We start from the raw sequence: 19,133 nt of genomic DNA on the forward strand, positions 1-19,133 counted from the left end.
GCTGGTCAACGGTTAGCATCCACGATGATCTTAGCAAGCAACCACACTCCGAGACCAATGATCAGGATCGGAGCCAGTGGCCAAGGCAAGTTGAGAAGCGCCCAAAGCCCCCCTGCGAAGCACACGACCCCGCAAGCGACCCAGAAGCCTTCGATCCTGATGCCCATCTGCCAGCGGGCATACTCCGCCGCGAGGATGAGGATGCCAACACCCATGAGAAACCATTCCCAGGGCACCGGCACCAGCATGGCGATGCCGACCCAGATGAAGAACACGGCCCAGGCAACGGCGTCGATCTGCCCGGCGATTTCGGTGGACGATCCGCGATTGAACGCTGGCTGGCTGTTCATGCCTTTCTCCATTTCGTCGCTCGAAGGAACGAGCAACCGAAGACCTAGAGCTTGGGTTGCATGGACCGGATCATGGCCTGCGCTGGAACAAGGGCGGCAACTCTCCCCGACCCGGGGGGCGCAAGCGACCGATAGGCGGAGCTACTCCGACCACAGGATGTCGAAGCGGTTGAAGCCAATTGACTTCGTTACGAACTTGGGGGTCTTGCCGGACAGGCCTGCCAACGCGCCCGACGTGAACTTGATGAGGGCCTTGCCGGACCCGGCTAAGCCAACTGCCCTTCCGTCCTTCATCTCGATCGTTGCGGTTCCTTCCTGCATTTTGGTTAGGGCGAGACCCCCGGGCGTCCTGTGGACGCCGCCGACGAGGACCAGCTTTCCAGTTGGACCATCTCCGATCAAACTGAGCACAGAACACGCCACCATTGTAACTAATCGCTTGATCATGGAGTGTCCTACTGCGAAGTTGCGCGACCTTGATCTCAATACGAGCCCGCCCATTGACCGAGATCAACAGGGCAATCATGTGCGTCGGATGCGCACTCTCTAAGCTGGAAGGCGATGGGCCGCCCCCGGACCGCGCCGCCCGGGTCAATCCATCAACAATGAGGCCCGGTCAGGTCAGGCAAGCAGACGCATTTGGACCTCGGTCGACAAGTCGGGAAAGGGCACGTGCCGACATCGGCGGGGTGACCTTAATCTCTCATGCCATCAGAAACCTTGCACGACTTGAGACCGCGAAACCAGCCTTCGATCTCCTCGGACTTCATAGGATCTTTGTGAGCGCCCACTGAAGGGTGAGACGACACGGCATTCGTACACCCGACACACACCGGCGACTCAAAGGCGCACCAATTCTCTGCGGGGGATTTAGATGAATGCCTGAAGCAGTTAAGCCAAGGTGGCTCGGATGCGCCCATATGTCTGTCACTCCACGTAACAGGCTGCGACCGGAAATCTACAGTTTTTCGTGCGAGCGACCGCTGTTGTGGGCTGCTTGCAAGCCATGGCATGCGCGGCAGTCAGGACAAGATTCCTGCACCTTCTCGATGGCGCGGCGACATAGATCGACCGGCTTCTCTTGGCCGTCAGCCGCCGAGGCCAAGATCTTCTCGGCGAGGCATGCCATCAAGGAAGGTGTCCGCTTTGCTTCGGGTATCGTTCTTGCAGCGTCCGCCAGAACACCCCGCAATGCGGCGCGAGGATACGTTTGCGACCACTCGCTCTGCGTCAGCGCCATCAGTTCCCCCACAGACAGACAACTCACACTACTTACAAACGAAAATCGGCTGTTGAGCTTTGCTCGGCGCCTCGCGCTCGAAAATTGGGCCGTCGAATGTGACATTCGACGGCCCAATTCGTTCGGTGTCACTGGTGAACGTTCCAGGGGCGGTCACACCGAGGAGACGAAAGTATAATTAGGTCATTGAAAGCCGGACATCTTGGCTATCTCGACTTAGGTATCTCGATGCGCTTCGCGGAGGCGGGTAGTTTCCCCATTTCATTCTCGATCAGCCGGAGCAATATGCGGCTCTTATGCGGATCCGTCTCCTCTCGCAGGAGCGCTTTGTAGTGAACCAGGTTCTGGTTGACGATGAAGCTTTCCAAGTCAGTCATTCGAGCCTCGCCTTCCCACGTATCATTTATAAGGTATGCGGTGCGCGAGGCAGAACCATTTTCAGTGCCCAAATCCTGCAGACATTGCTCAATGCGCGCCGGGGGGCGTCCCCAACCGCCCTTGGCGTGCTCAATCTCGGTAGTCCGCATTGGGGCGCAAGCCGCTGCTTGGCGTTGGACTGCGGTAGATCGGCTCTGGCCTGAAGAACGGACATCGCGTTCGGGGCCGGGCGGCGCCTTGGGCCAGACGGAACCCGACAGGCGCTGCTCCATCGCCCTCCAGGGCCCCTCGCATTGTCCGATGTCAATGCTGCCGGGACCAGAGGATTAAGCTCCCGACCCGAAAGTCGTGCCGAGAGGAGGCCGCCATGTTGTTTGGTCCGTGTGGTTGATGACTCGATCGCCGTCGTTGTCGAGACGCCACCTGCTTTGCGCCGGCGGCGCGGGCTTTGTGTCCGCGATGGTGGGCACGCTGGTCGGGAGCGGGCGGAGCGCAAGGGCTCAGGCACTCGGCGGAGCCGTGCCGCAGGTCGATCGCTTGAAGGTTCGCATGGTCAGCGACATCATTGTCCGTCGCTTCGGGATCTCGCAAAAGCTCGGTGACCTCTCGATCGCGCGCATGCAGGGCAATGAAACACCGGATGTGCCGCCCCGCGCCACCCTGGTCGGGGAATGGGGCCTCTCGATGCACGCTGAATCCCAGCGTGACAATGAGGTCCGCAATATCCTCGTCGATTTCGGATACAATCCGGTCACGCTGCTGACCAACATGGAGATCCTGAAGATCCAGCCCGAAGAGTTCGACGCGCTCGTCCTCAGCCATGGCCATTACGATCACTTCGGCGGCATGGTGGGGTTTCTCTCCGCGACAAAGGGCAAGCTTAAGAAGGATCTGCCCTTCTTCGTCGGCGGTGAAGACTGTTTCTGCACGCGGACCGTCGGGAATGGTGGTCAGTTCGGGGCGCTCGATCGCTAGGCCATCAAGGAGTCGAACCTCATCCTGATGATGGCGGACGGGCTGGCCGTCGTTGCCGATCATGCGTTCACGACGGGCAAGATCGCGCAAAGCAGCTTTGAAAAGCCGCTCAGTCCCAGTCGCGAGAAGGTAGGCATCGCCAATGGCTTCGGCTGCTTCCCGGACAAGGTCTCGCCGGGGAAAAACGCCGGCGAGTTCGTCGTGGACGACTTCGAGCACGAGATCGGGACCAATTTCCTGCTGAAGGGAAAAGGTCTGGTGATTCTGACCTCGTGCAGCCACCGTGGCGTCATCAACACCATCAGGCAGGCCCAGCGCGCATCGGGAGTTGACAAGGTTCACGCGGTGATTGGTGGCTTCCACCTCGTGCCGCCGCTCGACGATGCCTACTTCAAGCAGGTCATCGCGGAGTTGAAGGACATCAACCCTGATTACCTCATGCCGGCCCATTGTACGGGCGAGCCGTTCTACGACATGGTCCGGCGCGAAATGCCGGGGAAAGTGTTCCAGTCGAACGTCGGAACGCTCTATACGTTTACGACCTAGTTGGTTGCCCCACCTTCGCGACGGGCTGACCATCGGGACCATGCGCCGCGTGCAGCGGCCGCCCAAGAAATAAGCTGAGGCGTCGGCGAGGGCGGCTGCCCGGCAATCGAGCAGCTTCAGGTCCTTTTCTCAAGTCATTGAAACGGTTGTCTCTTCCAAATCCGCGGCAAGCGCGAGCCGATTGTACACAATGGCACAGCGCTTGCTTCGTTACTTGCGAGCCATTCTCGCGGGGAGGCAATGGTCGCCATGGCGGACTCAATTGCATCGGCTGGAGTGAGCATCGCCGCCGAGCCCGAGCCGATCGCGCTCGACTGGGACGAGACGGCGCTGCTCATCATCGACATGCAGCGCGACTTCATGGAGCCGGGCGGTTTTGGCGAGACGCTGGGCAACGACGTCTCGCAGCTCGCGCGCGCCGTGACGCCGATCGCGAACGTCCTGGGGGCGGCGCGCAAGATGGGCATGCTCGTCATTCACACCCGCGAGGGCCACAAGCCGGATCTGTCCGATGCGCCGCCGGCCAAGGTCGAGCGCGGCGCGCCATCCCTTCGCATCGGTGATCCCGGCCCGATGGGGCGCATCCTGATCCGCGGCGAGCCGGGGCACGACATCATTCCCGCGCTCTATCCTGTTGATGGTGAGGTGGTGATCGACAAGCCGGGCAAGGGCGCATTCTACGCCACCGAACTCGGTGAGGTGCTGAAGCATCACGGCATCGAAAACCTGCTGGTGTGCGGCGTCACCACCGAGGTCTGCGTCAACACCACCGTGCGCGAGGCCAATGACCGCGGCTATCGCTGCGTCGTCGTCTCCGACGGCTGTGCGTCCTACTTCCCGGAATTCCATGAGATGGGCCTGAGGATGATCAAGGCCCAGGGTGGCATCTTCGGCTGGGTCGCGGACTCGGCCGCGGTCCTGAAGGCGATGAACTGAGAGATGAGCCGAGAGACGAGTTGAGACGGATGAGTTCGACGATGTAGGCGCTGACAGCAACAGGGGAGCAAGGCGATGAGCGGAAGCGGGACGGCAAGCGCGGTCAAAGCGGATTTCAAGCCGGTGCTGTGGACACCCGGAGACTGGAACGCGTTCTTCGGCTTCGGCACCAACATCCTCGTCAACATGCTCGTGCTCACCGGGCTCTTGCGCTTCGTGTTGAGGATGCCCGACAGCCTGGTGTTCGGCCGCATCCTGCAGGCGCTCGGCCTGATGATGTGCCTGTCGACCTTGTACTACGCCTTCCTCGCTTATCGCCTCGCGCAGAAGACCGGACGCAGCGACGTCTGTGCGCTACCCTCGGGGGTCAGCGTGCCGCACATGTTCATCGTCACCTTCGTGATCATGCTGCCGATCACCTTGAAGACCGGTGATCCGCTGAAGGGCTGGTCGGCCGGCCTCGTCTGGGTGTTCTTCCAGAGCTTCATCCTGATGATCGGCGGCTTCATCGCGCCGTATATCCGCAAGATCACGCCGCGCGCCGCGCTGCTCGGCACGCTCGCCGGCGTCTCCGTCACCTTCATCTCGATGCGCCCGGCGCTCGAGATGTACATGACGCCGCAGATCGGCCTGGTGTGCTTCGCCATCATTCTGGTGAGCTGGTTCGGCGGCGTGAAATATCCCAAGGGATTGCCGGCCGGGCTCGTCGCCATCGCGGTCGGCATGATCATCGCCTGGGGCTCGAACCTGTTCGGTCTCGGCCTCGGTGGCCTCAGCGTCAAGGGCGTTGGCGATGCCTTCGCCAATTTCGGCTTCTCGGTGCCGCTGCCGGCGTTCGGCACGGTGTTCTCAGGCTTCGAATATCTCGGCGTTATCCTGGTCACCGCGATCCCGTTCGGTATCTACGACCTCGTCGAGGCCATGGACAACGTCGAGAGCGCGGAAGCCGCGGGCGACGAATATCCGACCACGCGCGTGCTGACCGCCGACGGCATCGTCAGCCTGATCGGCTGCATGATGGGCAATCCTTTCATCAATGCGGTCTATATCGGCCATCCCGGCTGGAAGGCGATGGGCGGCCGCATCGGCTACTCCGCGGCGACCGGGCTGATGGTGATCGTGCTGTCCTGGCTCGGCATCATCTCGGTGCTGCTGGCACTGGTGCCGGTGGTCGCGATCTCGCCGATCCTGCTCTACATCGGCATGCTGATCGGTGCGCAGGCGTTCCAGACCACGCCGGTCAAGCATGCGCCCGCGATCGTGCTCGCCTTCACGCCGCATCTCGCCGCCTGGGCCAAGCTGCAGATCGACACCATGCTGGCCTCGACCGTGACGGCGGCGCAGACCGTGGGCGGCCTCGCCGCCGACAAGGTCGATGCGGTCAAGACCGCTGCGATCGCCGCGCTGCCGCAGCAGGGCGTGCTCTATCATGGGTTGGAGGTGATGGGCGGCGGCTCGATTCTCGCCGGGCTCGTGCTCGGCGCGATCGGCGTGTTCGTGATCGAGCGCGACTTCACCAAGGCGGCGGCGTTCGCGCTCGCCGGTGCCGTCATGACCTTTTTCGGCTTCATGCACGGTGAAGCGGTCGGCCTCGGCGTGACGCCCGCGGTGGCGCTGGCCTATGTCGTGGTCGCCGGCGGATTGTTCGCGCTGGGCCGGCTCGGCATGTCCGAGAGCTACGTTCCGCATGCGGAGATGCAGGCGGCGCCCGCGGAGTAGTCCGATGACGTCACGACCACCGTCATTCCGGGGCAAGGCCGCAGGCCTTGAGCCCGGAATCTCGACGTTGTCTTGCGTCCGTTTCTCACAAGCTCGGGCTTCCGGGATCGATCGTCAACGCGCAGCCGCTTTGCGCCTTCGCGTTGCCGATCGCCCCGGAATGACGGTGGAACGCCGGCAGGGCGAACAGCGACGCATCCGGATCGGTCCGATGCGTCCCTGCGCATGCGGATCGGTGAAGGAGAGGCGGGGGCATCGCGGCTCCGTTGCCCCATCAATCCGATCTTGGTTGGTCGCGTCGTGGTTTGGTTCGACGCACTCATGGCCGCACCGCCGGCGCGTCCATCGGCATGCCACGCGCGCGCGACATCAGGTAGAGCTCGAGCGCGATCATGTCGGGCGCGTCGAAGTCGAAGGCTTGCGCGCGGATGCCGGTCATGCAGCCGCGGAGGCGGCGCTGCAGCGAGCCCATGCCTTGCCATTCCAGCCGGTAGATCGGATAGCCCGTCGGCTGTCCCTGCGTGATCGCGGAGCCGGCAAGATGCTTGCTCCAATTGTCATCGTGACAATTGGAGCAGGCGAGGTTGAGCTGGCCCTGCCGCTGCATGAACAGCTCGCGCCCGCGCGCAACTGACGACTCCAGCCGCGGATCGTCGCCGGCCGTGATCGGCATGCCGCGCGATTGCCGGGCGATCAGCGCCGTCAGTGCGAGCAACTCGCGGCTCTCAGGGGCGAACGGTTCAGCTTCCTGATGCTGCCTGCGGCAGAGATTGACGCGCTGGCCGAGATCGACCGGAGCGGCGCTGGCGGCATTGAAGGCCGGATAGCGCGCGGCGACGCCCTTCATGCTGACGTCGACCTCGCCATGGCAATCGTTGCAGGACTTGTTCGCCGTGCCCGCTTTCGTCGTCCACAGCGTCTCACCATCGAGCACCGACAGCATCGCGGGATTGGCGGTGTCGTCGTCCTGCATCGCCCTGGTGTCGGACGACATGAAGTCATAGCCGGAGCGGCGCGCGGATTCCGCAATCTCACCCGCGACGACAGGCAACGCTGCGCCCAGCAAAGCTGTGACCGCGAGAAGCGCGCTCCGCATCATTCGACCGTGATCGTCGCCGAGGCGCTGGAAACGAAGCCGTTGTCGCCGATCCATTCGAACTCGAAGCGGCCGCTCTCGCGCGCGGTGGTGAAGAACGACAGGAACGGATTGGCGGCGATGGCGGGAAACAGATCGGCCCGAAAGATCTCGGTGCCGTTGAAGCGGCAGGTGAAGCTGGTGATGATGTCGCGCGGGATGGCTTCGCCTGCGGCCGTATGGCGATAGCCCGGCTCCATGACGTGGCTCATCAGCGTCTTGATCTCGATGACGGCGCCGCGCTTGGCCTTGGCGGGAACGTTGACGAGGGCGGCAGGCATCACGGCATCTCCTCGGTGCAGGCGGCGAGCGTCACGATGACATCGACGCTCGCCGACCAGAACGAGCCGTCGGACAGTCTTGCGATCGCCACGACCTTCTGGGTATCGGCGAGCCGGATGCGGGTCGTCACCTGGGCGCGGCCGGCGCTCGCTGTCAGGTGAAAGTTGGCGACGTTGGGCTGCGGATTCTTCTCGTTGAAGACGTGGATGCTCTTGACGTAGCTGTTAGGCGTCATCGGATGATCGACGCTGACGGTCATCGGCACGGTGTTGCCGTTCTCGACCAGCGGCGGGATGTCGAGCCGGACCTTGCCGACCGTCACATTGGCCTCGCCGACGAGATTGCGGATCGCCGACGCGAGCATCGCCGGCGTCGCCTGCGCAGGCCGGACCGTGACCAGCGGCAGCGCGCCGGCGGCGGTCAGCGTTCCCGCCAGTTGCAGCAGGTGGCGGCGCGAGATGTGGGACGATTCGAACATGCCGATCATATGGGCTCACTCGCGCAAGGTCGCGAGATAGGCGACGATGTCTTCGATCTGCTCCGCCGACAGGATCGGCTTGTCGCGCCAGGCGGAACCGACGCGCGTCAGCCCTTCGACACGGTAGTAGGACGGCATGATCGTCTCGGGATTGATGCGGCTGGCATCGACCAGCCGCAGCCTGAGCTGCGCGGGCGTGGAACGGCTGCCGGCGCCGGCAAGGCTGGGCGCGAGATCGCCCTGGAAGCGTACCTCCGCAAACGGGCCGGAGTGACAGAGGATGCAGGTCGAGCTGCGCGCGACCACCAGCGCGCGGCCGCGGGCGGCGTCGCCGGGCCGTCCGGTGAGGGAAGAGGCGATGCCGTCGCCGGTGATCGTAGTGGGCGCGAGTGTCTGCGCCGCGACAGCGGCGGGCAGGGCGGCGACGATCGCGGCGATGACAAAGCTAGCCGAAGGCATCATGGGTCAGCGCCTTGAACCAGGCCGTCGCCGCGTCGGCCTCACGCGCGCGCGTCTCGCGCGGTGCGTCGACCGGGCTGCTCCGGCCGCCCTCGACCTCGGCGAAGATGTCTCCCTTGGGCTGATAAACGCCTGCCAGCGAGAACGCGTAGTCCGGCGCGACGATGCTGTAACAGATGCCGGTCAGCGGCGGCGGCTCCGACGGCCGTCCCGTCAGATCGCGCACGATCACGGCCGCACACGCCTTGCCCTGCGCCTGCGCGGCGCCGGCCGATTTCGGGATGCCGCCGCCGAGACAGGCGTCGCCGACGACGTGGACATCCGGGACGAGCTTCGAGGCGAAGGTCGCGGCATCGATCGGGCACCAGCCGGTGCGGTCGGCCGCGCCGGCGAGCGCGGCAATGCGGCCGGCCTTCTGCGGCGGGATGATGTTGGTCACATCGGGATTGTAGTTGCCGAACTCGGTGACGACGGTGCGCGTGGCAACGTCGACGCCGGTGACGCGGCCGCCCTGCGATAGCGGGATACGCTCGATCATGCCGCCGTAGAGCTGCTGCCACGCCTGCTCGAACAGCTTCTGCTGCGAGAAGCTGTCCTTGGCATCGAGGATCAGCACCTTCGACTTCGGCTTGTGCGCCTTGAGATAATGCGCGATCAGGCTGGCGCGCTCGTAAGGCGCGGGCGGGCAGCGCGACGGATTGGCCGGCACCGCGATGGCGACGGTGCCGCCATCCGGCATCGCCTCGATCTGCTTCCGCAGCAGCAGCGTCTGCTCGCCGGCCTTGTAGGCGTGCGGCATCACGGCGGAGGCGGCCTCATCGTAGCCTTGCAGGGCCGTGAAATCGAGATCGATGCCGGGCGCCAGCACGAGGCGGTCATAGGCCAGCGTGGTGCCGTCGGCGAACGTGACCTTGTGGGCCGGCGCATCGATCGCCGTGGCCGTCTGCAGCACGACGCTTACGCCTTCGGCTGCGATCTTGTCATAGCCGAACTGCTGGGCACTGATATCGCGCAGGCCGGCGATGACCTCGTTGCTGAGCGGACACGCCGTGAAGGTCTTGTTGGCCTCGACCAGGGTGACGTCGAGCTTCGCATCCGCCTGGCGCAGCGCGCGGGCGCAACTGGCGCCGCCGAAGCCGCCGCCGATCACGATGACGCGCGCCATCGCTTGTGCGCGCAGCACGGCAGGGGCGGCGATCATGGCAACGCTTGCCGCGATCAGGCCGCCGACCTCTCTGCGCGTGCGCTGCCGGGACATCGTCATCATCTTGCAATAGCACGGCGGCGGCCATTGTTCCCAACGGCTGCCGCCACGTGGGTCATGCGAAGGTGATGTTCTGGGCGCGCAGCGGCACCGAGCGGATGCGCTTGCCGGTGGCAGCGAAATACGCATTCAGCACCGCGGGCGCGGCGACGCCGATGGTCGGCTCGCCGACGCCGCCCCAGAAGCCGCCGCTCGGGATCATGATCGCTTCCACCTTCGGCATCTCGCTGATCCGCATCGAGTTGTAGCTGTCGAAGTTGGTCTGCTCGATGCGCCCGTCCTTCACGGTGCAGCCGCCGTAGAACAGCGCCGACAGGCCGTAGACGAACGAGCCCGCGATCTGCCGCTCCACCTGCGCCGGATTGACCACGTAGCCGGGATCGGTCGAGGCGACGATGCGGTGGATCTTGATCTTGGTGCCGTCGATCACGGAGATCTCGGCGGCGCCCGCGACATAGCTGCCATAGCCATGGAGCTGCGCCAGCCCGCGATGAACGCCGTCCGGCGCCGGCGTGTCCCAGCCGATCTTCTCGGCCACGGCGTTCAGCACCGCGAGGTGCTTGGGATGATCGGCCATCAGCTTGCGGCGGAATTCCAGCGGATCCTGGCCGGCCGCATTGGCGAGCTCATCCATGAAGCATTCGAGATAGATCGCGTTCTGGTTCACGTTGACGCCGCGCCAGAAGCCCGGATTGATGTGCGGGTTGCGCATCGCGTGTTCGATCAGGAGGTTCGGCACGGAGTAGCCGATCGTGGCTTCGCCCGATGGCGCGAGCCCCTGGAAGGTCGCGGGGTCTTTGCCGTTGACCAGCGCGTCGGGCCGCAGGCTGAACAGGATCGACTGGCCGGAGATGCGCATGTGCAGCGCGGTCAGATTGTTGTCGGCGTCGAAGCCGCCGGTCAGCTTGCACTGCGTGATCGGGTGATAGCGGCCGTGGGTCATGTCCTCCTCGCGCGACCACAGCAGCTTGACCGGCGTGCCCGGCATCTCCTTGGCGATCTTCACGGCTTGGCGGACATAGTCGGTCTGGCCGCGCCGGCCGAAGCCGCCGCCGAGAATCAACTTGTGCACCTCGCACTTGTCCGCCGGAAGCCCTGAGGCTTCGAGCACCGCGGCGAACGCCGCCTCGCCGTTCTGCGTGCCGCACCACACCTCGCAGCGATCGGCCGTGTAGAGCGCGGTCGCGTTCATCGGCTCCATCGTGGCGTGGTTCTGGTAGGGATAGTCGTAGACCGCCTCGACCTTCTTCACCGCGCTCGCCAGCGCGGCCTTGGCATCGCCGTTCTCGTTGCCGACGAAGGCCGGCCCGGAGTCCAATCCTTCCGCGAGCCATTTGGCGATCGACGCCGAAGAGACCTTAGCGTTCTCTCCTTCGTCCCAGACAATCGGCAGCGCATCGAGCGCCGTCTTCGCGTGCCACCAGGTGTCGGCGACCACGGCCACGGCGGTGCCGTCGATCGCCACCACCTTCTTGACGCCCTTCATGCCGGCGATCTTGGCCTCGTCATAGCTCTTCAGCTTGCCGCCGGTGACCGGACAGTCCTTGATCGCGGCGTTGAGCATGTTCGGCAGCTTCATATCGGCGCCGTAGATCATCGCGCCGGTGACCTTGTCGGCGGTGTCGAGCCGTCTCACGCCCTTGCCGATCAGGGTCCAGTCCTTCGGATCCTTCAGCTTGACGTCGGTGGGCGGCGTCAGCTTCGCGGCGGCTTCCGCCACCTTGCCGTAGGTCGTCGTGCGGCCCGAAGCCTTGTGGGTGATGACGCTGTTGGCGGCGGTGCATTCGGCCGCCGGAACCTTCCATTCGTCGGCGGCCGCCTGGATCAGCATCATGCGCGCGGCGGCGCCGCCCTTGCGGACGTAGTCCTGCGAAGAGCGGATGCCGCGGCTGCCGCCGGTGGAGAAATCGCCCCACACGCGCTTGCGGGCGACGTTCTGGCCGGGCGTCGGATATTCGGTCGTCACCTTGCTCCAGTCGCAGGCAAGTTCTTCCGCGACGAGCTGGGCGAGACCGGTGAGCGAGCCCTGGCCCATCTCCGAGCGGGCGATGCGGATCACCACGGTGTCGTCGGGCCGGACTACGACCCAGGCATTGACCTCGGGCGAGCCATCCGCGGCGCGCACGATTTGCGACCCGCCGAACGGGATGTCGAGGCCGAGCGCGAGGCCACCGCCGAGCGCGGCGGTGCCGATGACGAAGGACCGGCGGTTGAGGCGCGGCGTCACATGCTGGTTCATGCCGTCCTCCTCAGGCGTTGGCAGCGGCGTGGATCGCCTCGCGCACCTGCGCGAAGGTTCCACAGCGGCAGATGTTGGTGATGGCGTCGTTGATGTCCTGGTCGCTCGGCTTCGGATTGTCCTTCAACAGCGCGGCGACCGCCATGATCATGCCACTCTGGCAGTAGCCGCATTGCGGAACGTCGTTCTCCAGCCACGCCTGTTGCACCTTGTGCAGGCCGCCGTCGCTGGCGAGTCCCTCGATGGTCGTGATCTGCTTGCCCTGGGCCTCGGAGACGGTGACGCCGCAGGAACGCACGGCGGTGCCGTCGAGATGCACGGTGCAGGCGCCGCATTGTGCGATGCCGCAGCCATATTTGGTGCCGGTCAGTCCGGCGTTCTCGCGGATCGCCCACAGCAGCGGCGTGTCGGGCTCGACGTCCAGAGCATAGGATTGTCCGTTGATCGTGAGGTTTGCCATCGCAGATCCCTTTCGTTCAACTCGCCAGTTGAACAGAAGGCTGCAATGTGGCGCGAACGTTTGCATCCTTCAAATCAAGAATATGCGTTTGCCGCGCGGGAAGATTTGTGATGAGCCGGGGTTGTAGTTGCTTCGGCTCATGGGCCGCGCGGCGGAGCTACGGCAAGCCGCAGGAAGCTCATCACGCTACCCAGCGCGGCGAAACCTGCGCCGAGGGCCAAGGCAAGGGTGGCACCTTCGCGCCCCGCAAGGCTGAAGCACAGGGCGGCCAGCGCCGCGCCGGTGGTCTGGCCGGTCAACCGGGCCGTGGCGACGATGCCGCTGGCGCCGCCGCTGCGATGGGGCGGGGCGCTCGACATGATGGCCTTCATGTTCGGCGCCTGGAAGAAGCCGAACCCGATGCCGCAGATCAGCATACGCCAGACGATGTTCGCGATGCTCGGGTTCTCCGGCAGCATGGCCAGCAGCGCCATGCCGGATCCGAGCATCACCAAGCCGATGCCGCCGAGCAGGCCGGCGGGAAAGCGGTCCGACAGCCGGCCGGCGATCGGCGCCATGATCGTCACGGCGAGCGGCCAGGGCGTCATGAAGAACCCGGTCTCGACCTGCGAGCGTTGGAGAATGTCCTCGAAGTAGAACGGCAGCGACACGAAGCCGAGGCCCTGGACCGAGAAGGAGCAGACGGCTGTCGCCGCCGACAGCGCGAACACCCCGCGGCGGAACAGGTCGATCGGCAGCATCGGCGCGGGATGATCGGCCTGGCGGCGGGCCAGGATGACGCCGAGCACGAGCGCTGCGACCAGCTCGGCCACCACCATGGCCGGCGTCGCGCCATGCGCGGCGCTGCCGATGCCGGTGATGAACAGGCCGAGGCAGAGCGCAGCCAGCGCCGCGCCGAGAAAATCGAAGCCGTGGTCAGCGCGCGGCGTGCGCGGCAGCATCTTCATGCCGATCGCGATCGCAATCAGACCGAACGGCAGGTTGATCGCGAACAGCCACGGCCACGAGCCGAGCGAGAGAATGGCGGAGGCGATGGTCGGGCCGAAGGTGAAGGAGATCCCGACCACGAGCGCATTGTGGCCGAGGCCGCGGCCGAGCATTTTTCCAGGATAGACGTAGCGCACCAGCGCGGTGTTGACGCTCATGATGCCGCTGGCGCCAAGGCCCTGCAGCGCGCGGGCAACCACCAGCGTCGGCAGCGACCACGCCAGCGCGCAGCCGACCGAGGCGAGCGTGAACAGCAGGAGGCCGCCGAGATAGATGCGCTGATGGCCGACGATCTCGCCGAGCGCGCCAAGCGGCAATAGCGTCGCCACCAGCGCGATCTGGTAGATGTTGACGACCCAGACCACCTCGGCCGGCGAAACGTGGAGATCGGCCGAGATCGACGGCAGCGCGATGTTGGCGATGGCGACGTCGAGCGAGGCCATCGACAGCGCCGTGAAGATTGCCGCGATCGCCCAGGGCCGCTTGCCAGGCGGCAGGCCGTCGGCCGTGCCGTCGCCGGCGAGCTTCGAAGCGTGGTGGCGGTTGGACATGGAGACCTTCGGGGACCTTCGGCTCGCGGGGCGCGTCCGGATCAGCATGTACACTCGAACAGGCGGGCACCCCAGCCGTCGCGGGCGCATGGCGGTATGCGCCCGGTCGCAAGGAACGGGTTGAAGCCGGCTACACGCCCGGCCGTGCCAACCGCTCGATCGTCTGGTTGTGCCGCGTCAACAGCTCGCAGGCGTGGCCGATCTGGCGGGCGCGCAGGGCCTGCAGGATCAGGCGGTGATCCTGGTTGGTGCGCGGACGCCAGCCGGCATTGCGCGCCATCGCCAGCACCAGCCGCGAATTCGCGAGGCGTAGTCCGTCGAGGCTCGCCAGCAGCCGCGGCATCGCGCAGGGCGCGACCAGCGCGCGGTGGAAGGCGCGGTTCGCTGTCTCGAACTCCTGAATGGTCTCGGCATTGTCGGCTTCGATCAGCGCGAGCTCGATCGCGGCGAGATGCGCCGGCGTATAGCGCGGCGCGGCATTGCGCAGCGCGATCACCTCGAGCGCTGTGCGCATCTCGACGATCTCCCTGGTCGACTTCGCATCCAGTGGCGCCACCCGCACGCCGCGTCGCGGTGCCGCGACCACCAGATAGAGCGCCTCGAGCTGCCGGAATGCCTCGCGCACCGGCACGTGGCTGGAGTTGAACTCGCGCGCGACGTGGTCCTGCCGCAACGGCGCGTCGGGCGGCAGCGCACCGCTGACGATGCGGTCGGTGATGGCTTCGGCGATCCGCTGAGCGGTGGTGAGATTTTCGTCCGGCATAGTCATAGATTATCTATCGAAAAAACCAATGCAGCGGAAGCTCTCGTCCGATACGGTGCTCAAATACAGATAAATCATAGATAATATCTATGATAATCTATAATTTGGCGTGGAGCGAGCATGGTGGATCGAAGCAGCGCGGGCCCTGATCGAATGGCGGTTGGCAATGCCATCCGTCATGACTGGACCAGAGACGAGGCCGAGGCGCTCTACCGCCTGCCATTTCCGGACCTGATGTTCCTGGCGCAGTCGGCGCATCGCCGGCAGTTCGATCCCACCCGCGTCGAGACAGCGAGCCTGCTCAGCATCAAGACCGGCGGTTGTCCGGAGGATTGCGGCTACTGCTCGCAGAGCGCGCACTACGACACCGGGCTCAAGGCGACGAAGCTGCTGGATCGCGACGAGGTGGTCGCCACCGCGCGGCGTGCCAAGGCAGCGGGAGCCGAGCGCTTCTGCATGGCCGCGGCCTGGCGCAGTCCGAAGGATCGTGACCTCGATCAGGTCTGCGACATGGTCAGCGCAGTGAAGGGTCTCGGCATGGAGACCTGCGTCACGCTGGGCATGCTGACCCCGCCGCAGGCGGAGCGGCTCAAAGCGGCCGGGCTCGACTTCTACAATCACAATGTCGACACCTCGCCCGAGTTCTACGACCGCATCATCACCACGCGCACGCTGCAGGACCGCATCGACACGCTCGCGCATGTGCGGCAGGCCGGCATCAAGGTGTGCTGCGGCGGCATCATCGGCATGGGCGAGGAGGTCGATGATCGGCTCGGCATGCTGGTGCTGCTGGCCAATCTCGCTGAGCATCCCGACAGCGTGCCGATCAACATGTGGAGCGAGGTGAAGGGCGTGCCGGTCAACGATACGGCCGCGCGCCCCGATCCGATTGCGCTCGTGCGATTGATCGCGGTCGCGCGGATACTGATGCCGGCCAGCGTGGTGCGGCTGTCCGCGGGCCGCCAATATATGAGCGACGAGCTGCAGAGCCTGTGCCTGCTCGCCGGCGCCAATTCCATCTTCATCGGCGACGTGCTGCTGACCACGGCCAATCCGCAAGCCCAGCGCGACGCCGATCTGCTCGCGCGGCTCGGCATGACCTCGTCACTGTCGGCGCGCCCGGCCGTGCCGGCCGCCGCCAGAGAGAGCGCGGACGCGCCGTCCCCGGCCTGATTCGAGCCTGATCGCGATCTCGGGGCGACCGCGCCCACGGAACTGCCTTGTCGTGCCGGTCCACGCCTGCGGCTGACCGAAACAGAGCGGAGCCATGTCTATGCCGTCCGACAGATTGGCGATCTATTCCGACGGTCTGCAGAGACTCGCGGCCGATGACCGGTTGCGGCGCCTCAGTCCACGGGCCGGTCTCGATTTCTCCTCCAACGACTATCTCGGTCTCGCACAGGCTCCGCGGATGAAGCGCGCGGTCGCCGCGGCCATGGAGGCCGGCACGCCGGTCGGTGCCGGCGGCTCGCGCCTGCTGCGAGGCAATTGCGAGGAGCACGAATGGCTCGAGGCGGAAGCGGCGCGCTTCTTCGGTGCCGAGAGTGCGCTGTTCTTCGGCTCCGGCTACATGGCGAACTTCGCCGTGCTCACCACGCTGCCGCAGCGCGACGACCTGCTGGTGCTCGATGCGCTGGTTCATGCCAGCACCCATGAAGGCGCGCGCGCCGGCCGTGCCGAGACGTGCCAGTTCAGCCACAACAACGCCCAGTCGGCCGAGGACGCGATCCTGATCTGGCGCAGGGGCGGCGGGGTGGGCCGGCCCTGGATCGTCGTCGAAAGCCTCTACAGCATGGATGGCGATCTCGCGCCGCTGGCGGATTTGATCGCGATCGCCGAGCGCCACGATGCCTTTCTGCTGATCGACGAGGCCCATGCGACCGGGGTCCATGGCGCGCAGGGCCGCGGTCTTGCCGCAGCCTACGAGGGACGCGAGAGCATCGTGACCGTTCACACCTGCGGCAAGGCGTTGGGCGCCGCCGGCGCGCTGGTCACCGCAAGCCGCGTGCTGTGCGACACGCTGATCAATCGCTGCCGCCCCTTCGTCTTCAGCACGGCGCCGTCGCCGCTGATGGCGGTGGCGGTGACGGAAGCGCTTGCGATCCTGCGAGAAGAGCCGGAGCGGCAGCGGAGGCTGGCGCGGCTCGTTGTCTTCGCCCATGGCGCGATCGCCGCGCGCTTCGGTGAAAGCTGGTCGCCGTCGCAGATCATTCCCTGCATCGTCGGCGACAATGCGCGCGCGATGAACCTGGCTGCAGCGCTGCAGGCGCGGGGCTTCGACGTCCGCGGTATCCGCCCGCCGACGGTGCCGCCGGGCACGGCGCGGCTCAGGCTGTCGCTGACCTTGAATATCGACGAGGCGGCCATCGCGGCGCTGCTCGATGCGCTCTCCGACGAGATCGGAGGGCTGCGGCCATGACGCTGCGCATCGTGGTCACCGGGACCGACACCGGGATCGGCAAGACGGTGTTCGCCGCCGGCCTCACGGCGCTGCTCGGTGCCTGCTATTGGAAGCCGGTCCAGGCCGGCCTTGCCGAGGAGACGGATGCCCGCCGTGTCCAGCGGCTCGCCGAACTCGCCGACGACCGCGTGTTGCCTGAAGCCTATCGGCTGGCCGAGCCGGCCTCGCCGCATCGCGCGGCGCGCCTCGCAGGCATCAGCATCGATCCGCTCCGCCTCCGTCCTCCGCAGGCCGTCGGCCGGCCTGTCGTGATCGAGGGGGCCGGCGGGGTCATGGTGCCGCTCGATTCCGGAACGCTCTATCTCGATGTCTTCGCGCGCTGGCAGCTCCCGGTCGTGCTCTGCGCGCGCACCAGTCTCGGCACGATCAATCACTCGCTGCTGTCGCTGGCGGCGCTGCGCAGTCGCGGCATCGACGTGCTCGGCATCGCCTTCATCGGCGACGGCCATGACGACAACGAAGATACGATCTGCCGGCTCGGCGAGGTGAGGCGCCTCGGCCGGTTGCCCTGGGTCACGCCGCTGACGGCGCGATCGCTGCAGCACGTGTTCGCCACCCAATTCCAGCGCACGGATTTCGAAGGATGACGCGCAACGCAGCCTCGCCGATCTGGCATCCCTTCACGCAGCATGCGCTCCAGCCCGAGATGACACCGGTCGCGCGCGGCGAGGGCGCCTATCTCTTCACCGCCGACGGCAGGCGGATCATCGATGCGATCGCGTCGTGGTGGGTGGTCACTCACGGCCATTGCCATCCGCATATCGTGCGCGCCATCCAGGAGCAGGCCGAGCGGCTGGATCAGGTCATCTTCGCCGGTCATACCCATGAGCCGGCCGAGCAGGTTGCCGCCGGGCTGCTCGCGCTGGTGCCGCCGAGCCTCACGCACGTGTTCTTCTCCGACAGCGGCGCCACCAGCGTCGAGGTCGCGCTGAAGATGGCGCTCGGCTATTTCAGGAACATCGGCGAGTCGCGCACGCGCATCGTGGTAATGCAGCATTCCTATCACGGCGACACCATCGGCGCGATGTCGGTCGGCGCGCGCGGCGTGTTCAATGCGGCCTATGAGCCGCTGCTGTTCGACGTCGCCGTCGTCCCGTTTCCAGCGCAAGGCAGGGAACAGGCGACTCTGGATGCGCTCGCTACATTTTGCGAGAAGGACCGGCCGGCCGCCTTCATCGTCGAGCCCTTGGTGCTCGGCGCCGGCGGCATGCTGATGTATCCGGCCGCGGTGCTGCGCGAGATGCACCGGATCTGCAAGGCGTTCGGCGTGCTGTTCATCGCCGACGAGGTGATGACCGGCTGGGGCCGCACCGGCACGTTGTTCGCCTGCGAGCAGGCGGACATTGCCCCCGATATCGCCTGCTACGCTAAAGGACTGACTGGAGGCGCGATGCCGCTTGCGGTTACGCTGTGCAGTCCCGCCATCTTCGAGGCGCACTATTCGACCGACCGCGCCTGCACGTTCTTTCACTCCAGCTCCTACACCGCCAATCCGATCGCCTGCGCGGCGGCGAGCGCCAATCTCGAGCTGTTGCGGCAGCCGCAGACGCGCGCCCGGATCGCCGCCGTCGCGGCCGCGCAGGAGCGTTGCCTCGACCGCTTGCGTTACGACGAGCGATTTGCCGACCTGCGACGCTGCGGCACCATCACCGCGCTCGATCTCCACGCCGACGAGCCCGGCTACCTCGCCGAGGTCGGCCCCAAGCTGCAAGCCTTCTTTCGCGACCGCGACGTCCTGCTGCGTCCGCTTGGCCACACGATCTACGTCATGCCGCCTTACTGCGTCACCGCCGGGGACGTCGAGACGGTCTATGCCGCCATCGACGAGGCCGTCGATCACGTGCTCTGAGGGGCTGATCTGCGGACCGCGATTTGCGCTCCGCGATCCCGCGCACTAGCATCGTGCCAAC

20 protein-coding genes are annotated in these 19,133 nt (G+C 65.7%); 8 read left to right on the forward strand and 12 right to left on the reverse strand.

Annotated features, from left to right (window positions below):
- Window positions 1-5: 5 nt before the first annotated feature.
- From QX132_RS29275 to QX132_RS29285, 3 genes are all read right to left on the reverse strand, one after another.
- Window positions 6-350: a hypothetical protein gene (locus QX132_RS29275; protein ID WP_316163523.1), complete on the reverse strand. Its 345-nt coding sequence runs from the start codon at window positions 348-350 to the stop codon at window positions 6-8.
- Window positions 351-491: 141 nt separating this feature from the next.
- On the reverse strand, window positions 492-797 hold the full coding sequence (locus QX132_RS29280; protein ID WP_315772425.1) for a hypothetical protein: 306 nt from the start codon (window positions 795-797) through the stop codon (window positions 492-494).
- 999 nt (window positions 798-1,796) lie between these two features.
- On the reverse strand, window positions 1,797-1,967 hold the full coding sequence (locus tag QX132_RS29285) for a hypothetical protein (protein WP_315772427.1): 171 nt from the start codon (window positions 1,965-1,967) through the stop codon (window positions 1,797-1,799).
- Between the two features lie 409 nt (window positions 1,968-2,376).
- Here QX132_RS29285 and QX132_RS29290 point away from each other — a divergent pair, with 409 nt between their 5' ends.
- From QX132_RS29290 to QX132_RS29305, 4 genes are all read left to right on the forward strand, one after another.
- A complete protein-coding gene (locus tag QX132_RS29290) occupies window positions 2,377-2,943 on the forward strand; it encodes an MBL fold metallo-hydrolase (RefSeq protein WP_315812737.1) in 567 nt (188 codons plus the stop codon).
- A gap of 27 nt (window positions 2,944-2,970) precedes the next feature.
- Window positions 2,971-3,489, forward strand: coding sequence for an MBL fold metallo-hydrolase (locus QX132_RS29295; protein WP_315812738.1), 519 nt, complete (start codon window positions 2,971-2,973; stop codon window positions 3,487-3,489).
- Between the two features lie 249 nt (window positions 3,490-3,738).
- A complete protein-coding gene (locus QX132_RS29300; protein ID WP_316163524.1) occupies window positions 3,739-4,425 on the forward strand; it encodes an isochorismatase family cysteine hydrolase in 687 nt (228 codons plus the stop codon).
- Between the two features lie 75 nt (window positions 4,426-4,500).
- Window positions 4,501-6,144 carry a regulator gene (locus tag QX132_RS29305; protein WP_316163525.1) on the forward strand — a complete coding sequence of 548 codons (1,644 nt, stop codon included), beginning with the start codon at window positions 4,501-4,503 and terminating at the stop codon, window positions 6,142-6,144.
- 319 nt (window positions 6,145-6,463) lie between these two features.
- On the opposite strand, the gene soxA is transcribed toward QX132_RS29305, so the two are convergent.
- From soxA to QX132_RS29350, 9 genes are all read right to left on the reverse strand, one after another.
- Window positions 6,464-7,240: a sulfur oxidation c-type cytochrome SoxA gene (soxA, locus tag QX132_RS29310; protein WP_316163538.1), complete on the reverse strand. Its 777-nt coding sequence runs from the start codon at window positions 7,238-7,240 to the stop codon at window positions 6,464-6,466.
- Complete coding sequence (gene soxZ, locus QX132_RS29315) at window positions 7,240-7,560, reverse strand: thiosulfate oxidation carrier complex protein SoxZ (protein ID WP_315779495.1); 321 nt, start codon at window positions 7,558-7,560, stop codon at window positions 7,240-7,242. Before soxZ ends, soxA begins: the two co-directional genes overlap by 1 nt.
- Window positions 7,560-8,048 (reverse strand): SoxY-related AACIE arm protein, encoded by a 489-nt coding sequence (locus QX132_RS29320; protein WP_316163526.1) that lies wholly within the window; start codon window positions 8,046-8,048, stop codon window positions 7,560-7,562. Before QX132_RS29320 ends, soxZ begins: the two co-directional genes overlap by 1 nt.
- 6 nt (window positions 8,049-8,054) lie before the next feature.
- The gene (gene soxX, locus QX132_RS29325) at window positions 8,055-8,501 is read right to left on the reverse strand and encodes a sulfur oxidation c-type cytochrome SoxX (RefSeq protein WP_316163527.1); all 447 of its coding nucleotides are present in this window, start codon (window positions 8,499-8,501) and stop codon (window positions 8,055-8,057) included.
- Window positions 8,485-9,762: an NAD(P)/FAD-dependent oxidoreductase gene (locus tag QX132_RS29330; RefSeq protein ID WP_315776541.1), complete on the reverse strand. Its 1,278-nt coding sequence runs from the start codon at window positions 9,760-9,762 to the stop codon at window positions 8,485-8,487. The genes soxX and QX132_RS29330 overlap by 17 nt, the downstream gene beginning before the upstream one ends.
- A gap of 55 nt (window positions 9,763-9,817) precedes the next feature.
- Window positions 9,818-12,001, reverse strand: a complete 2,184-nt coding sequence (locus QX132_RS29335; RefSeq protein ID WP_316163528.1) for a xanthine dehydrogenase family protein molybdopterin-binding subunit — start codon at window positions 11,999-12,001, stop codon at window positions 9,818-9,820.
- Window positions 12,002-12,011: 10 nt separating this feature from the next.
- Window positions 12,012-12,461, reverse strand: coding sequence for a (2Fe-2S)-binding protein (locus QX132_RS29340; RefSeq protein ID WP_315812745.1), 450 nt, complete (start codon window positions 12,459-12,461; stop codon window positions 12,012-12,014).
- A 137-nt stretch (window positions 12,462-12,598) separates the two neighbouring features.
- Window positions 12,599-13,999 carry an MFS transporter gene (locus QX132_RS29345; RefSeq protein WP_315758475.1) on the reverse strand — a complete coding sequence of 467 codons (1,401 nt, stop codon included), beginning with the start codon at window positions 13,997-13,999 and terminating at the stop codon, window positions 12,599-12,601.
- A gap of 130 nt (window positions 14,000-14,129) precedes the next feature.
- Complete coding sequence (locus QX132_RS29350) at window positions 14,130-14,762, reverse strand: GntR family transcriptional regulator (RefSeq protein WP_315715813.1); 633 nt, start codon at window positions 14,760-14,762, stop codon at window positions 14,130-14,132.
- Between the two features lie 120 nt (window positions 14,763-14,882).
- Here QX132_RS29350 and bioB point away from each other — a divergent pair, with 120 nt between their 5' ends.
- From bioB to QX132_RS29370, 4 genes are all read left to right on the forward strand, one after another.
- The gene (gene bioB, locus QX132_RS29355) at window positions 14,883-15,935 is read left to right on the forward strand and encodes a biotin synthase BioB (protein WP_316163529.1); all 1,053 of its coding nucleotides are present in this window, start codon (window positions 14,883-14,885) and stop codon (window positions 15,933-15,935) included.
- Between the two features lie 100 nt (window positions 15,936-16,035).
- Window positions 16,036-17,181, forward strand: a complete 1,146-nt coding sequence (locus tag QX132_RS29360; RefSeq protein ID WP_316163539.1) for an 8-amino-7-oxononanoate synthase — start codon at window positions 16,036-16,038, stop codon at window positions 17,179-17,181.
- Window positions 17,178-17,810, forward strand: a complete 633-nt coding sequence (gene bioD, locus QX132_RS29365) for a dethiobiotin synthase (RefSeq protein WP_316163530.1) — start codon at window positions 17,178-17,180, stop codon at window positions 17,808-17,810. Before QX132_RS29360 ends, bioD begins: the two co-directional genes overlap by 4 nt.
- Window positions 17,807-19,072, forward strand: a complete 1,266-nt coding sequence (locus tag QX132_RS29370) for an adenosylmethionine--8-amino-7-oxononanoate transaminase (protein WP_316163531.1) — start codon at window positions 17,807-17,809, stop codon at window positions 19,070-19,072. The genes bioD and QX132_RS29370 overlap by 4 nt, the downstream gene beginning before the upstream one ends.
- Window positions 19,073-19,133 lie beyond the last annotated feature (61 nt).

It is taken from the genome of Bradyrhizobium sp. SZCCHNRI20481 (assembly GCF_032485055.1).
Classification (GTDB): Bacteria; Pseudomonadota; Alphaproteobacteria; order Rhizobiales; family Xanthobacteraceae; genus Bradyrhizobium.

Coding starts and splice junctions, on each gene's coding strand:
- QX132_RS29330 (WP_315776541.1), bottom strand. CDS start 9,762: ATGACGATGTCCCGGCAGCGCACGCGCAGAGAGGTCGGCGGCCTGATC.
- QX132_RS29295 (WP_315812738.1), top strand. CDS start 2,971: ATGATGGCGGACGGGCTGGCCGTCGTTGCCGATCATGCGTTCACGACG.
- QX132_RS29305 (WP_316163525.1), top strand. CDS start 4,501: ATGAGCGGAAGCGGGACGGCAAGCGCGGTCAAAGCGGATTTCAAGCCG.
- QX132_RS29350 (WP_315715813.1), bottom strand. CDS start 14,762: ATGCCGGACGAAAATCTCACCACCGCTCAGCGGATCGCCGAAGCCATC.
- QX132_RS29275 (WP_316163523.1), bottom strand. CDS start 350: ATGAACAGCCAGCCAGCGTTCAATCGCGGATCGTCCACCGAAATCGCC.
- QX132_RS29340 (WP_315812745.1), bottom strand. CDS start 12,461: ATGGCAAACCTCACGATCAACGGACAATCCTATGCTCTGGACGTCGAG.
- bioD (WP_316163530.1), top strand. CDS start 17,178: ATGACGCTGCGCATCGTGGTCACCGGGACCGACACCGGGATCGGCAAG.
- QX132_RS29335 (WP_316163528.1), bottom strand. CDS start 12,001: ATGAACCAGCATGTGACGCCGCGCCTCAACCGCCGGTCCTTCGTCATC.
- soxX (WP_316163527.1), bottom strand. CDS start 8,501: ATGATGCCTTCGGCTAGCTTTGTCATCGCCGCGATCGTCGCCGCCCTG.
- QX132_RS29300 (WP_316163524.1), top strand. CDS start 3,739: ATGGCGGACTCAATTGCATCGGCTGGAGTGAGCATCGCCGCCGAGCCC.
- soxA (WP_316163538.1), bottom strand. CDS start 7,240: ATGCGGAGCGCGCTTCTCGCGGTCACAGCTTTGCTGGGCGCAGCGTTG.
- QX132_RS29345 (WP_315758475.1), bottom strand. CDS start 13,999: ATGTCCAACCGCCACCACGCTTCGAAGCTCGCCGGCGACGGCACGGCC.
- QX132_RS29280 (WP_315772425.1), bottom strand. CDS start 797: ATGATCAAGCGATTAGTTACAATGGTGGCGTGTTCTGTGCTCAGTTTG.
- QX132_RS29285 (WP_315772427.1), bottom strand. CDS start 1,967: ATGACTGACTTGGAAAGCTTCATCGTCAACCAGAACCTGGTTCACTAC.
- QX132_RS29370 (WP_316163531.1), top strand. CDS start 17,807: ATGACGCGCAACGCAGCCTCGCCGATCTGGCATCCCTTCACGCAGCAT.
- QX132_RS29360 (WP_316163539.1), top strand. CDS start 16,036: ATGCCGTCCGACAGATTGGCGATCTATTCCGACGGTCTGCAGAGACTC.
- QX132_RS29320 (WP_316163526.1), bottom strand. CDS start 8,048: ATGATCGGCATGTTCGAATCGTCCCACATCTCGCGCCGCCACCTGCTG.
- bioB (WP_316163529.1), top strand. CDS start 14,883: ATGGTGGATCGAAGCAGCGCGGGCCCTGATCGAATGGCGGTTGGCAAT.
- soxZ (WP_315779495.1), bottom strand. CDS start 7,560: ATGCCTGCCGCCCTCGTCAACGTTCCCGCCAAGGCCAAGCGCGGCGCC.